Genomic DNA, 13,684 nt, shown 5'->3' on the forward strand with positions numbered 1-13,684 from the left:
ACGGACAGGCCAGCCGTGCCACCGCACGGCTGGTCATGCCCGTCAGGGGGCTGGATAGGTGTAACGGCGATGGATCGCTTCGAGTTCTTCCAGAACCTCATTGCTGAGCGTCACGTTGGCGCTGTCGATATTGATCTTTAACTGATCCAGCGTGGTTGCGCCCAGCAGGGTGCTGGACACAAAAGGTTGCTGACGAACAAACGCCAGTGCCATTTGTGAAGGATCAAGCTGATGTTTTTGGGCCAGCGCCACATATTCCGCCACCGCCAGTTGAGACTGCTCACCGCTGTAGCGGGTAAAGCGGCTAAACAGGGTATTACGTGCACCCGCGGGCTGCGCGCCATTCAGGTATTTACCGCTCAACGTACCAAACGCCAGGCACGAATAGGCCAGCAGCTCCACGCCTTCATGCTGGCTGATTTCCGCCAGGCCCACTTCAAAACTGCGATTTAGCAGGCTGTAGGGGTTTTGAATAGAGACGATACGCGGCAGTTCATGCTTTTCTGCCAGCTGCAGATAACGCATGACGCCCCACGGCGTTTCATTCGACACGCCGATATAGCGGATCTTACCTGCCCGCACCTGCTCAGCCAGAGCCTCCAGCGTTTCTAACAGCGTGACAGGGACGCTGTTCTCACTGTACTGATAGCCCAGCTTGCCAAAGAAGTTGGTTTGACGCTGCGGCCAGTGAAGCTGATACAGATCGATGTAGTCGGTGTTTAAACGTTTCAGGCTGGCATCCAGCGCCTCGCGAATATTTTTGCGATCCAGCGCCATATTAGGGCGAATCGACGCATCGTTGCCGCGCGTTGGGCCGGCAACTTTACTGGCAAGAACGATTTTGTCCCGGCTACCGGTCTTTTTTAACCAGCTGCCAATATATTTTTCGGTCAGCCCCTGAGTTTCGGGCCGCGGGGGAACAGGATACATCTCGGCAGTATCAATCAGGTTGATGCCCGAACTGAGGGCTAAATCCAGTTGAGCGTGGGCGTCGGCTTCGCTGTTTTGCTCACCAAACGTCATGGTGCCCAATCCAAGCTGGCTCACTTCCAGCGAGCTATGGGGGATACGGTGATAGTGCATTGCCGGCTTCCTTTTCTGTAGGGATAAGTAATATGACTTCAGGGACTATAGCGCGAGGCGTAGCGGCTAAGAAAGGGGGATAACAGAGAGAAATAGCCTGCCGACGCGGGGGAGGGGCGACAGGCCGATACTTTTCGCATCTAACGTTCAATAATGGTAGAAACGTCGTCACTGTTGATCTGCACCGTATGGCCTGACTGATCGGTGTATTGCACCAGCCCCGTTTCTTTATCAATGCTCGGTTTCCCTTCGGTCATAATCATCCGGCCATCTTTTGTTGCCATAACATAATTGGAACTGCATCCACCCAATGTCACCGCAGCAACGGCCAATAATACAATTTTACTCAGCCCTTTCATTATGCTCATCCTCACGAATCGTCCACTGCAAAAAGTGTAGTAATAAATCCTTTTACCGATTGGGTTAATCGTATCAATCTGAAAATAACCGGGCGGCGCGGAGCCGCCCTTGACAACATTAGTGCGTTTTTTTCTTACTGCGCATCAGGTTAAGGCACTCAACGGCCATCGAGAAGAACATGGCAAAATAAATGTAACCTTTTGGTACATGCACCGCGAAACTTTCCAGGATCAGGGTAAAACCCACCAAAATCAGGAACGAGAGAGCCAGCATTTTGACCGATGGATGACGATCAACGAACTCGCCAATACTGCGGGCAGCGACCATCATCATTAATACCGCAATCACCACTGCCGCCATCATAATAAACAAATGGTCGGAGAGGCCCACGGCCGTAATAACGGAGTCGAGACTAAAAATGATGTCGAGCAACATGATTTGAACAATGGCACCCATGAACGAGTGAACGTTGGTTTTGTGCTCGGCTTCTTCGCCTTCTATCGTTTCATGAATCTCCATGCTGGACTTCCACAGCAAGAATAATCCACCAAACAACAGAATGAGATCGCGTGCTGAAAAAGCATGATCCATGAGGGTAAACAATGGGTTAGTCAGTCTTGCGACCCAGGCAATAGAGGCCAGTAATCCCAGACGCATCAGCATTGCGCCCATCAAACCGATGCGGCGTGCGCGGGCTTGCTGATGTTTGGGGAGTTTTGCCACCACTAACGACAGAAAGATAATGTTATCAATGCCCAGAACCACTTCCAGAATGGTCAGGGTGCCCAGCGCCAGCCAGGCGTTGGGATCGGTAATCCACTCGAACATACCTGCACTCATATCCTAAACGAAAATTAAACAAAGATTATACGCACCAAATTTGTCTAACTCACATTTAAATACCGCCAGGGACGCGAGAATAAGGCTGTCAGACCAGAAAATGGCGTGCCAGAAGCGGGCCTGTAAAACTTTTCTTGAGATAAAACCCGCGTGGCAGCGTCATGATGGGCTGTCCGCGATCGCCGATCCCTTCCGTTAAGGCTTTGCTGTTTGCTGCTTTGGGGCGAATCTGCAGCCAGGCACCGTGACGGGCGGTGATGCGTTCTACCTGACCCAGTACGATCATATCCATCAACTCCTCCCAGTCTTGGCGCAGCATCTCATCTTCCTGCGCGTCGGGGCTCCACAGCAGCGGCGCGCCAACCCGACGTTCGCCTAACGGGATGTCACGCTCGCCCTCTACCGGCATCCACAGGACGCGCGCCAGCTTATGGCGGACATGGCTGTTTTGCCAGGTGACGCCGCTGTTTCCGGTGAGGGGCGCACCGCAAACAAATGTTGTTTCCAGCGGCTTGCCATAGCGATCGACAGGGATCGTTTTCAGTTCAATTCCCAGGTGTGCGAAATCCTGTTCTGCTTTACTGCCCGCACTGGCACCCAGATGCCATTCCAGCAGCATCCCGACCCAGCCTTTATCCCGTTTCAGGTTGGCCGGTATCGGAATGCCTGCCTGGTCGGCCAGGGTTTGCAGCGTTAAACCTGCCAGTGACTGGGCGCGCGATAACAGTGTTGACTCATCTTCAGGTGGCCCGGGAAGGAATGTCATGTGAATAACTCATAATGATTAATAATTAAGCAGCCTGCAGCAGCCTCAGGTTTTCCACAGGAAAGAACGCGGTATAACTCACATAATAACATGAAACATAGTACTTTTTTTTACAGCGAAATTGGCAGGCTCCAACTCATGTCGCAGGTTATCCCAACTTGCTATCAACAATGAACAGGATCTCAAGCCCAGTTATCCACAGAAAAATGGGATAACCCCGTCTCAGGTTGCCTACTGGTTCCATTTACAGCCTTGACTTTGCTGTTTTTCAACAAAAATTAAGCCGTTTGATGCAAGCTTGAGCCGATCGCTGTGGATAAAAAGCATTGTGGTGGATCTTTAGCCAATTGTCAGCACGAAGGAATTATCCGCCCCCTTTCCGGCAGGGTAAAAGGCAGCAGAGTAAAAAAATAGGCTTATATTTCAAGAGTAAATCGTGGTCTGGTTTTTGGTGCCTTCAGATTCATCCTGGTACGTTATTCAGTTAACTCCCGTGTTCTGCACAAAGCTATCCACAGAAAACGTGAATAAGATCTCTCTTTTTACGGACTTTTGTTTATAACTTCGCATGAGTCTGTGAGTTATCCCGACATTACGCCCCTAAGCGCCCGCAAATCCAGTGGTTTACCGCCTGTAAGGAGTGTGAAACAATCAGACCATTCAATTTTAGCTTTTGAGGTAGTCCGGTGATCGATGATGATGGCTACCGCCCGAATGTTGGTATCGTAATTTGTAACAGGCAGGGGCAAGTGTTATGGGCCAGGCGCTTTGGACAGCACTCCTGGCAATTTCCTCAGGGAGGCATCAATCCCGGTGAAACCGCGGAACAGGCGATGTATCGCGAACTGTTCGAAGAAGTCGGGTTACACCGCAAAGATGTTCGAATACTTGCATCTACCCGTAACTGGTTGCGCTACAAGTTGCCAAAACGTTTGGTGCGTTGGGACACAAAACCGGTTTGTATTGGTCAGAAACAAAAGTGGTTTCTTCTGCAGTTGATGTGTAATGACGCAGACATTAATGTGCAGCACAGCAGCACGCCGGAATTCGACGGCTGGCGGTGGGTAAGCTTTTGGTATCCGGTCCGTCAGGTTGTCTCTTTTAAGCGCGATGTTTATCGTCGGGTGATGAAAGAATTCGCTGGCGTAGTGATGTCCATGCAGGAGAGTGCGGTGCAGCGAAATCATCCTGCCCATCGACGTAAAAGAGGATAGGCCACGCCCTTTATGCTCACTCAGTTGCGAGAAATTGTTGAAAAGGTGGCGAGTGCGCCACGTCTGAATGAAGCACTCGACATTCTGGTTAATGAGATCTGCCTGGCGATGGAAACGGAAGTCTGTTCCGTCTACCTCGCCGATCACGAACGTCGCTGTTATTACCTGATGGCGACACGCGGTTTGAAAAAACCGCGTGGGCTAACGGTCAAGCTGGCGTTTGATGAAGGTATTGTCGGTCTGGTGGGGCGACTCGCTGAGCCGATTAACCTTGCCGATGCGCAGAGCCATCCCAGCTTTAAGTACATTCCTTCAGTAAAGGAAGAGCGCTATCGCTCTTTCCTTGGTGTGCCTATTATCAGCCGCCGCCAGCTTATGGGCGTGCTGGTGGTTCAGCAGCGTGAACATCGGCAGTTTGACGAAAGTGAAGAGTCGTTTCTCGTTACCCTGGCCACGCAGCTGGCTGCCTTACTGTCACAATCGCAACTGAGTCAGTTGTTTGGTCAGTATCGTCTGGCACGCATTCGGGCCATTGCTGCCGCCCCAGGCGTTGCCGTCGCGCCGGGCTGGGTAGACGAAACCCAGCCCTTACTCGATCAGGTTTCTGCCGCCTCAACGCTGGATCCGCAGCGTGAACGCGAGCGTTTGTCACTGGCCATGACCGAAGCCGCCAGTGAATTCCGTCGCTTCAGTAAACGCTTTACCGCCAGCGCGCAAAAAGAGAGCGCGGCGATCTTCGATCTCTACTCGCACCTGTTAACGGACGCACGCCTGAAAAAGGATCTTTTCGCGGAGATCGAGCGGGGATCCGTTGCCGAGTGGGCGGTCAAAACCGTCATTGAAAAGTTTGCCGCCCAGTTTGCCAGCCTGACGGACAGCTATCTGAAAGAGCGCGCCGGCGATCTGCGGGTGTTGGGTCAACGTTTGCTGTTCCATCTCGATGATTCTCTGGTGGGCGTGAACGCCTGGCCTGAGCGTTTCGTGCTGGTGGCAGACGAACTCACCGCCACAACGCTGGCGGAAATTCCGCACGAGCGGCTGGCAGGGATTGTGGTACGCGACGGCGCGGCGAACTCCCATGCGGCCATTTTGACCCGGGCGATGGGCATTCCGACCGTCATGGGCGCGGACATTCAACCCAGTCAGTTAAACAAACGTTTGCTGATTGTCGATGGCTATCGCGGTGAACTGCTGATCGATCCTGAACCGGTTCTGGTGCAGGAGTACCAGCGGCTAATCAGTGAAGAAAATGCCCTCAGCAAAATGGCTGAAGGCGGCGTGGACAGGCCGGGCGAGCTGCGTAGCGGTCAACGTATACAGGTTATGCTGAACGCGGGGCTGAGCCCGGAGCATGAGCAAACGCTGGGCAGCTGGGTTGACGGCATTGGCCTTTACCGCACTGAAATTCCCTTTATGCTGCAAAGCGGTTTTCCATCGGAAGAAGAGCAGGTTGCTCAGTATCAGGGCATGCTGCAGCTGTTCCACGAAAAGCCGGTGACGCTGCGCACGCTGGATATCGGGGCAGATAAGCAGCTGCCTTACATGCCAATCAGTGAAGAGAATCCTTGCCTTGGCTGGCGGGGCATTCGTCTCACGCTCGACCAACCCGAGATTTTTATGGTGCAGGTGCGCGCCATGCTGCGTGCTAACGCCGCGTCAGGCAATTTGAGCATTTTGTTGCCGATGATCAGCCATATCGATGAGATCGACGAAGCCAGGCGGCTCATTCAGCGTGCCGGGACAGAAGTGGAAGAGATGCTCGGCTATACCATTCCGACGCCGCGCATCGGGATTATGATTGAAGTGCCTTCTATGCTGTTTATGATCCCGCACCTGGCGTCGCGCGTCGATTTCGTCTCTGTCGGAACCAATGACCTGACGCAGTATTTACTGGCGGTAGATCGTAACAATACCCGCGTGGCGAACCTGTATGATTCGCTGCATCCGGCTATGCTGCGGGCGCTACAGGCAATTTCCATTGAAGCCCATTTGGCGAATCTGGAATTATGCTTATGTGGTGAAATGGCGGGCGATCCGATGTGTGTGGCGCTATTGATAGGGATGGGATATCACCATCTCAGCATGAACGGCAAGAATGTCTCACGCGTGAAATATCTGCTGCGTCATCTGGATTACGAAGAAGTCCAGAAACTCAGCACCCAGGCGCTCAAAGCCTATTCAGCGTCAGATGTGCGTCAGCTGGTCTCGGCGTTTATGGAAGAGCGCGGCCTGGGCGGCCTGATTCGCGGCGGTCGTTAACCCAGGTTACATTTCTGCGGCTACTCAGAAAACTGGCTGTGCTATCATGCCCAGCCCTAATTTATGTGCATCACGTCCCCTTTTCAGGGCTGAAAATAAACGGTGAATGATGAATAACGGCTATATCGCATTTCCGCAGTTCGATCCGGTAATCTTCTCGATCGGACCGCTTTCGCTTCACTGGTACGGATTGATGTATCTGGTGGGGTTTGTTTTCGCCATGTGGCTGGCGGTGCGTCGGGCCAACAAGCCAGGCAGCGGCTGGAAAAAAGAGGAAGTAGAGAACCTGCTTTACGCGGGCTTCCTGGGCGTTTTCCTGGGTGGTCGAATTGGTTATGTGCTGTTTTATAACCTGCCGCTGTTTCTCGATAATCCGCTTTACCTGTTTAAAGTCTGGGATGGCGGTATGTCATTCCACGGCGGGCTGATTGGCGTGATCCTGGTGATGCTGATATTTGCGCGTCGCACCAAACGTAATTTCTTTCAGGTCTCTGATTTTATTGCGCCGCTTATTCCGTTTGGCCTGGGCGCTGGTCGCCTGGGTAATTTTATCAATGGTGAACTCTGGGGCCGCGTCGATCCCAATTTCCGTTTCGCCATGCTGTTCCCCGGCTCGCGCAGCGAAGATATCGCGCTGGCGGCCAACAACCCACAATATCAGGCCTTACTGAACACCTATGGCGTACTGCCGCGTCATCCTTCACAGCTGTACGAGCTGTTTCTTGAAGGCATCGTGCTGTTCATTATCCTGAACCTGTTTATTCGTAAACCTCGCCCGATGGGCAGCGTCTCTGGCCTGTTCCTGATTGGCTACGGCACATTCCGCATTATTGTTGAATTCTTCCGTCAGCCAGACGCACAGCTTGGTTTGCTCACCGGTGGACTGAGCATGGGGCAACTCCTGTCGATCCCAATGATTATTGCCGGTGTGATTATGATGATTTGGGCTTATCGCCGTCGCCCGCAGCAACAACTTCACGAGGAAAAATGAAACAGTATCTGGACTTAATGCGCTACGTGCTGAACGAAGGCACACCAAAATCTGACCGTACCGGTACAGGCACGCTTTCAATTTTTGGTCACCAGATGCGTTTTAATCTGCAGGATGGTTTTCCGCTGGTCACCACAAAAAAGTGCCACCTGCGCTCCATCATTCATGAACTGCTGTGGTTTCTGCAAGGCGATACCAATATCGGTTACCTGAAAGAAAACAACGTCTCAATCTGGGATGAGTGGGCGGACGAGCAGGGTAATCTTGGGCCAGTCTACGGCAAGCAGTGGCGCAGCTGGGGCACGGCAAGCGGTCAGGAAATTGATCAAATCACCAAGGTGATTGAACAACTGAAACGCGATCCGGATTCCCGCCGCATTATTGTGTCAGCCTGGAACGTCGGCGAGCTGGATGAGATGGCGCTGGCACCGTGCCATGCGTTTTTCCAGTTCTATGTTGCGGACGGTAAACTCTCCTGTCAGCTTTATCAGCGTTCTTGCGATATCTTCCTGGGGCTGCCGTTTAATATCGCCAGCTATGCGTTGCTGGTGCATATGGTGGCACAGCAGTGCGATCTGGACGTGGGTGATTTTGTCTGGACCGGGGGCGATACGCACCTTTACAGCAACCATCTGGAGCAGGCCCGTCTGCAGCTGACACGTGAGCCGCGACCGCTGCCGACGCTTGTCATCAAGCGCAAACCTGCTTCGTTGTTCGATTATCGCTTCGACGATTTCGAGATTGAAGGTTACGATCCGCATCCGGCGATTAAAGCCCCGGTTGCCGTCTGACGGTTTCCTGATACTAAGCCCCGGTATGACTTTGCATACCGGGGCTTTTTTTATCTTTCCGCCCGGCGCTTTGCGGCGATGATCTCAAACGATGCTTCAAACACGGCATGCAGCTGAAATAGTCTGCAGCGCCGCTTCCCGTTCCCGCTTTTACACATTGCCATCCCGCCCGCCAGATCGCACGCTGTTGCCATGAAAAGACCAACATCAAAAGGGTTTACGCTGGCAGAGCTACTGTTTGTCATGGTGATTGTCGGCATTCTCAGCGCGTTTGCCACGCAGGGCTGGCAGCGCTGGCAGCAGCGTCAGCAACTGCGTGACAGCGCTCGCCAGCTGCAATTTTTTTTGCTCAGCGTACGGGCGCAGGCCAACTGGCAAAACCGCGACTTTGTGTTATGGGCGCGAACCATGCAGCCCTGGTGCTTAGGTGTTGGCGATGCGCCGGTAAACGGCTGTGATCCCGCCCGACGCCTGCATTTTATTGCGCCGCACACGGGCGTGACCTTGCAGCCGCTACGCGGTGAGCCAGGCTTTTACGGACGGCGCAACGTGGCCAGAGCGGGCAGCATTGAGCTGGTCAATCCAGCGGGACGAATCCGGCTGATCATCTCGTCACGGGCGCGGATTCGCCTGTGCTCCTCAGAGGAAGCAGGCTGCGAATGAAAGTGGCCGGATTTAGCCTGCTGGAAATGCTGATTGCGATGGCCATCAGTGCGGTACTGATGGTGGGCGCAGGGCGCTTTATGCCGCTGCTGTTGGGGGAAAATCTCCGTCTGCAACAGCGGGTGCAATTGCAAACGGAGCTGCAGCAGATGTTGTCTACACTGGAAAAAGCCGTGCGACGGGCAGGCTATTGCCAGGGAGAATGTGGCCGTGAAGGATTAACAATAACCGGGAGCTGCCTGCTTATCCGCTTTGATGAGAACAGCAGCGGTCGCTGGGAAGATATCAGCCATGGTGAAAGCGACTATTACGGCTACCGGCTGCGGCAAAAGCAGCTGGAGATGCAGCGCGGTGTGGATAACTGCAATGGCAGTGGCTGGGAGCGCTTGTCCGACCCCGCGTTTCTCTCTGTGGAAGCCTTTGAACTGCAGCGGGAAGGCCAGCGGGTCAGGATAATGCTGCAGGGGCGAACGGGTCAGCAGGAGGAAACAGTGGTGCGCTGGGTAGAGGGCATGAATTTGTGAAGGCGCAGGGCAACAGCGCGCTGGGGATGGTGTTAATCATCATGCTGACAGGCGGCATAACGCTGCACGCCAGCCGCGACATGCTGACGCAGGGGATGCGCGGGGTTGCCGATGAGCAGCGTTTCATTCAGGGATTCTGGCAGGCGCAGTCGGCGCTGCAGTGGGGGCTGACCTTACAGTGGCCCGAGCAGCCGCCGTTGATCTGCCAACAGGAGAACCGGTATGGCTGGCAGAGCTGCCTGCAAAGAACCGCAGATGACAAAGGATTACTTAAAGGTGAAGACCGCACTGGCGAGATGGCCCTGTGGCGCTGGGTACGGGTGCAGGGCAGCACCATTCACCCTTTGCCGCAGGGCTGGATTGACTACTGCCCGCTGGCCGCGTCAGAGCAATGTTTCTGACGCGCGTGGGTTCAGCCTGCCGGAAGCCCTGTTTGCCCTGCTACTGATGGCTGTGAGCACCAGCGCTCTGCTTCAGTATCACCGGGTGTTGACGCTGGGTTTCAGTCAGCAGTGGCAGCAACGAGAAGCCTGGCGCGTTGCAGAGCAGCGACTGCTTGGCCACGAGGTGCCAGGCTGGCAATCCCGTTTCGAGAAAACACAAGGTCCGGGAGGCTGTGTGCTGGAAAAAGCCGAGGTGAGCGGGCCGCATCAACGTCACGCCAGCCTGATGCGTTTAACCTGTTAAGCGGTTAGGGCATTATGCTTACCCGCCTTTTGGTAGGCTTGAAATGCGATACGCGGTAGAGTGAGTATCCTCTGAGGTCGCTATGCCGTTTTGATTTTCCACAGGAGTTTTCATGTTTCACGTTTATCACTCTAATCAGCTTGATCTGCTCAAAAGCCTGGCAGCCAGAGTGATTAAACTGGATCCGCTTGACGATCCTTTTGCCTCAGAAATGGTGCTGGTACAAAGTCCGGGCATGGCGCAATGGTTACAGATGGAGCTGGCGCACACCTTTGGCATTGCGGCGAATATTGAATTTCCGCTACCGGCCAGTTTTATCTGGGAAATGTTTGTTCGCGTACTGCCGGACATTCCGGTCGAAAGCGCTTTTAGCAAAGCCAGCATGAGCTGGAAGCTGATGCACCGTTTACCCTCGCTGCTGCTACAGGATGAGTTTGCCTCACTGCGCCATTACCTGAGCGATGATGGTGACAAGCGCAAACTGTTTCAGCTCAGTGCCCGCGTCGCTGACCTGTTTGACCAGTATCTGGTTTATCGCGCCGACTGGCTGAACAGTTGGGAGCGGGGTCAGCACATCGACGGCCTGGGCGATGCCCAGATTTGGCAGGCGGCGCTATGGCGTGACTTAGTGAATTACACCGAGGAACTGGGCCAGCCTAAATGGCACCGTGCCAACCTCTATGCGCGCTTTATCCATACGCTGGAGCAGACGCAGACCCCACCAGCCAACCTGCCCGAACGGGTTTTTATTTGCGGCATATCAGCGCTTCCGCCGGTCTACCTTCAGGCGTTACAGGCGCTGGGGCGACATATCGATATCTATCTGCTGTTCACGAATCCCTGCCGCGACTACTGGGGCGACATTCAGGATTATGCTTTTCTGGCGAAGTTACAAAGCCGTCAGCGTCGCCGCCACGATCGGGAGGAGTATCGTGGATTGTTTAGCGATGTGGCGCGTGCGCCTGCGCTATTCAGTGACGAAGGCGAGCAGCAGCTCACGAACCCGCTCCTGGCCTCCTGGGGCAAGCTGGGGCGCGATAACCTTTACCTGCTCAGCCAGATGGATCTTAACAGCGAAATTGATGCCTTTGTCGATGTAGAGGAAGACAACCTGCTGCACAGCATGCAGCACGATCTTCTCAATCTGCAGGACAAGGCCGTGATCGGTCTGACGGCCGACGAACTGGCCTACAGTGGGCAAAAGCGTTGTCTGGATCCAGCGGATCGATCCATCGCCATACAGGTTTGTCACAGTGCCCAACGCGAAGTGGAAGTGTTGCAGGATCATTTACTGGCGCGGATGGAGGCGGATCCCGGGCTAAAAGCACGCGATATCATTGTCATGGTCGCCGACATTGACGCCTATGCGCCCTTTATTCAGGCCGTGTTTGCTAATGCTCCGGCCGAACGTTATCTGCCATTTGCCATCTCTGACCGCCGTGCCAGTCAGGCGCATCCGGCGATTGTGGCTTTTCTGCATTTACTGGCGCTGCCCGACAGCCGTTTCGTCTCCGAAGATGTGCTGGCGCTGCTGGACGTGCCCGCCTTAGCGAACCACTTCTCAATTGACGAAAGCGGGCTGCGTTTACTGCGGCGCTGGGTGAGCGAATCGGGCGTACGCTGGGGGCTGGATGATGCCAGCGTTGAGGCACTGGCCCTGCCGGTTACCGGTCAGCATACCTGGCGCTTTGGGCTGCAACGCATGCTGCTTGGCTATGCGATGGAAAGCCAGCATGGCGACTGGCAGGGCATCCTGCCCTACGATGAGTCAAGTGGACTGGTGGCCGAACTGGCAGGTCATCTGGCTGAGCTGCTGTCGCGGCTCAACCACTGGCGTCAGGTGCTGTCCGAACCGCGCCCGCTGGAAGCGTGGCTGCCTTTGTGCCGCGAGCTGCTCAATGCATTCTTTACGGCCGATCCCGAAACTGAAGCTGCACTGCTGCTGGTGGAAGAGCAGTGGAAGGCGTTGATTGAATACGGCATGGACGCACGCTTCGATGAGCCCATTCCGGTGGTGTTGCTGCGCGACGATCTGCGCGGCCGACTGGACCAGCAGCGTATCAGTCAGCGTTTTCTCGCCGGACAAATCAACTTTTGTACCCTGATGCCAATGCGTTCCATCCCGTTTAGCGTCGTGTGTTTACTGGGGATGAACGATGGCGTTTATCCGCGTACCCTGGCGCCGCTGGGATTTGACCTGATGCAACAGCAGTCGCGTAAAGGTGACCGTAGCCGCCGTGATGACGACCGTTACCTGTTTCTGGAGGCCCTGATCTCCGCGCAGCAACAGCTCTATATCAGCTATATCGGACGCGCCATACAGGACAATACCGAACGTTATCCGTCCGTGCTGGTCACAGAATTACTGGAATATATTGGGCAAAGTTTTTATCTGCCAGGCGATGAAGACCAGGATCTGGACGAGAGCGCGCGCCGGGTCAGGGCGCATCTGGAACACTTACACAGCCGGATGCCGTTCGCGCCCGAGAACTTTCAGCCCGCGTCGGCAGCCCACAGTTTTGCCCGCGAATGGCTTCCCGCCGCGCGGGGTACGGGTCAGCCCCAGCCCGATTTCGTTCAGCCCCTGCTCACGCCGCCCGTAGAGACATTAGCCCTTGAACAGTTCCTGCGATTCTGGCGTCATCCCGTGCGGGCCTGGTTTCAGCAACGCCTGGGCGTGAGTTTCTGGCTTGAAGAAAATGAACTCCCCGACAGCGAACCCTTTGCGCTGGATAGCCTGGAGCGTTACCAGATTAATGCCCAACTGCTGAATGCACTGGTAACAGGCGAGGACACCGATCGTCTTTATGCCCATCACCGCGCTGCCGGAAACTTACCTTACGGCGCGTTTGGTGAACTGTTCTGGCAGGCTCAGCGTGAAGAGATGCAGGAGGTGGCGGCAGACGTCACCTCTCAACGTAGCGAAGGGGAAAGCTGGGAAATCAATCTGGATCTGGACGGCGTCAGCCTGTCCGGCTGGCTGACTCAGGTGCAGAGTGACGGGCTACTGCGCTGGCGGCCAGGCGTGCTGAATATCAATGATGGTTTATTACTGTGGCTCGAACATTTAGTTTATTGTGCACTGGGCGGTAACGGCAGAAGCCGCATGTTTGGCCGCCAGCAGAGCTACTGGTGCTTCCACGCCGTTGCGCCGGATGACGCCACGGCCCAGTTAGCGCGCTACATGCAAGGTTATCTGCAAGGAATGCGCGAACCCTTGATGCTCCTGACCAAAAGCGGGGGCGCCTGGATTAGCACCTGTTTTGATAAGAAAAGCCATCAGTTCCTCAGTGATGAGGCCACGCAGCTCAAAGCCCGCAACAATTTGCTGGCGGCCTGGGTGGGGGGGTATCAGCAGGAGGGCGAGGGAAGCGATCCCTATTTGCAGCGGCTGTGCAGAGTACTGGACGAATCCCAGCTACAGCGCATAACCGAGGCGGCGGCGTGCTGGTACTCACCGGTGCTGCAGGCCCATCAGGACGATCGGTAAGTCACACCTTTGCAGG

Annotated in this window: 13 protein-coding genes; 9 read left to right on the plus strand and 4 right to left on the minus strand. The window is 54.8% G+C overall.

Annotated elements, in window-relative coordinates; all coding sequences use genetic code 11:
• Positions 1 to 42: 42 nt before the first annotated feature.
• From ACPXSQ_RS13715 to mutH, 4 genes are all read right to left on the minus strand, one after another.
• Positions 43 to 1,083 (minus strand): NADP(H)-dependent aldo-keto reductase, encoded by a 1,041-nt coding sequence (locus ACPXSQ_RS13715; RefSeq protein ID WP_013026992.1) that lies wholly within the window; start codon positions 1,081 to 1,083, stop codon positions 43 to 45.
• Positions 1,084 to 1,223: 140 nt separating this feature from the next.
• Positions 1,224 to 1,442, minus strand: a complete 219-nt coding sequence (locus ACPXSQ_RS13720; protein ID WP_014594481.1) for a YgdI/YgdR family lipoprotein — start codon at positions 1,440 to 1,442, stop codon at positions 1,224 to 1,226.
• 118 nt (positions 1,443 to 1,560) lie between these two features.
• Positions 1,561 to 2,271, minus strand: a complete 711-nt coding sequence (locus ACPXSQ_RS13725; protein ID WP_014605139.1) for a TerC family protein — start codon at positions 2,269 to 2,271, stop codon at positions 1,561 to 1,563.
• Between the two features lie 100 nt (positions 2,272 to 2,371).
• The gene (mutH, locus tag ACPXSQ_RS13730; RefSeq protein WP_426144073.1) at positions 2,372 to 3,049 is read right to left on the minus strand and encodes a DNA mismatch repair endonuclease MutH; all 678 of its coding nucleotides are present in this window, start codon (positions 3,047 to 3,049) and stop codon (positions 2,372 to 2,374) included.
• A gap of 686 nt (positions 3,050 to 3,735) precedes the next feature.
• On the opposite strand from mutH, the gene rppH reads away from it, so the two are divergent.
• The 9 genes from rppH to recC all read left to right on the plus strand — a co-directional run bounded on the left by rppH (position 3,736) and on the right by recC (position 13,668).
• Positions 3,736 to 4,263 (plus strand): RNA pyrophosphohydrolase, encoded by a 528-nt coding sequence (gene rppH / locus ACPXSQ_RS13735; RefSeq protein WP_013026988.1) that lies wholly within the window; start codon positions 3,736 to 3,738, stop codon positions 4,261 to 4,263.
• Positions 4,264 to 4,275: 12 nt separating this feature from the next.
• Positions 4,276 to 6,522 (plus strand): phosphoenolpyruvate--protein phosphotransferase, encoded by a 2,247-nt coding sequence (gene ptsP, locus ACPXSQ_RS13740; protein WP_028715746.1) that lies wholly within the window; start codon positions 4,276 to 4,278, stop codon positions 6,520 to 6,522.
• A gap of 109 nt (positions 6,523 to 6,631) precedes the next feature.
• Positions 6,632 to 7,513 carry a prolipoprotein diacylglyceryl transferase gene (gene lgt, locus ACPXSQ_RS13745; protein ID WP_024471441.1) on the plus strand — a complete coding sequence of 294 codons (882 nt, stop codon included), beginning with the start codon at positions 6,632 to 6,634 and terminating at the stop codon, positions 7,511 to 7,513.
• On the plus strand, positions 7,510 to 8,304 hold the full coding sequence (thyA, locus tag ACPXSQ_RS13750; RefSeq protein ID WP_014594480.1) for a thymidylate synthase: 795 nt from the start codon (positions 7,510 to 7,512) through the stop codon (positions 8,302 to 8,304). The genes lgt and thyA overlap by 4 nt, the downstream gene beginning before the upstream one ends.
• Positions 8,305 to 8,496: 192 nt before the next feature.
• On the plus strand, positions 8,497 to 8,967 hold the full coding sequence (locus ACPXSQ_RS13755; protein WP_013026984.1) for a prepilin peptidase-dependent protein: 471 nt from the start codon (positions 8,497 to 8,499) through the stop codon (positions 8,965 to 8,967).
• The gene (locus ACPXSQ_RS13760; RefSeq protein WP_028715745.1) at positions 8,964 to 9,491 is read left to right on the plus strand and encodes a prepilin peptidase-dependent protein; all 528 of its coding nucleotides are present in this window, start codon (positions 8,964 to 8,966) and stop codon (positions 9,489 to 9,491) included. The genes ACPXSQ_RS13755 and ACPXSQ_RS13760 overlap by 4 nt, the downstream gene beginning before the upstream one ends.
• The gene (locus tag ACPXSQ_RS13765; RefSeq protein ID WP_426144077.1) at positions 9,488 to 9,892 is read left to right on the plus strand and encodes a DUF2509 family protein; all 405 of its coding nucleotides are present in this window, start codon (positions 9,488 to 9,490) and stop codon (positions 9,890 to 9,892) included. The genes ACPXSQ_RS13760 and ACPXSQ_RS13765 overlap by 4 nt, the downstream gene beginning before the upstream one ends.
• Positions 9,852 to 10,178, plus strand: a complete 327-nt coding sequence (locus tag ACPXSQ_RS13770; protein ID WP_019104747.1) for a prepilin-type N-terminal cleavage/methylation domain-containing protein — start codon at positions 9,852 to 9,854, stop codon at positions 10,176 to 10,178. The genes ACPXSQ_RS13765 and ACPXSQ_RS13770 overlap by 41 nt, the downstream gene beginning before the upstream one ends.
• 112 nt (positions 10,179 to 10,290) lie before the next feature.
• Entirely contained in the window at positions 10,291 to 13,668 is a 3,378-nt protein-coding gene (gene recC, locus ACPXSQ_RS13775) for an exodeoxyribonuclease V subunit gamma (protein ID WP_015699608.1), read from the plus strand.
• Positions 13,669 to 13,684 lie beyond the last annotated feature (16 nt).

Origin of the sequence: Pantoea sp. EEL5, from assembly GCF_049892805.1 — a bacterium.
Classification (GTDB): domain Bacteria; phylum Pseudomonadota; class Gammaproteobacteria; order Enterobacterales; family Enterobacteriaceae; genus Pantoea; species Pantoea ananatis.

Bases quoted from the DNA above. Each gene is read 5' to 3' on its own strand.
- ACPXSQ_RS13715 (WP_013026992.1), bottom strand. From the start codon at position 1,083: ATGCACTATCACCGTATCCCCCATAGCTCGCTGGAAGTGAGCCAGCTT.
- ACPXSQ_RS13720 (WP_014594481.1), bottom strand. From the start codon at position 1,442: ATGAAAGGGCTGAGTAAAATTGTATTATTGGCCGTTGCTGCGGTGACA.
- ACPXSQ_RS13725 (WP_014605139.1), bottom strand. From the start codon at position 2,271: ATGTTCGAGTGGATTACCGATCCCAACGCCTGGCTGGCGCTGGGCACC.
- mutH (WP_426144073.1), bottom strand. From the start codon at position 3,049: ATGACATTCCTTCCCGGGCCACCTGAAGATGAGTCAACACTGTTATCG.
- ptsP (WP_028715746.1), top strand. From the start codon at position 4,276: ATGCTCACTCAGTTGCGAGAAATTGTTGAAAAGGTGGCGAGTGCGCCA.
- lgt (WP_024471441.1), top strand. From the start codon at position 6,632: ATGAATAACGGCTATATCGCATTTCCGCAGTTCGATCCGGTAATCTTC.
- thyA (WP_014594480.1), top strand. From the start codon at position 7,510: ATGAAACAGTATCTGGACTTAATGCGCTACGTGCTGAACGAAGGCACA.
- ACPXSQ_RS13755 (WP_013026984.1), top strand. From the start codon at position 8,497: ATGAAAAGACCAACATCAAAAGGGTTTACGCTGGCAGAGCTACTGTTT.
- ACPXSQ_RS13760 (WP_028715745.1), top strand. From the start codon at position 8,964: ATGAAAGTGGCCGGATTTAGCCTGCTGGAAATGCTGATTGCGATGGCC.
- recC (WP_015699608.1), top strand. From the start codon at position 10,291: ATGTTTCACGTTTATCACTCTAATCAGCTTGATCTGCTCAAAAGCCTG.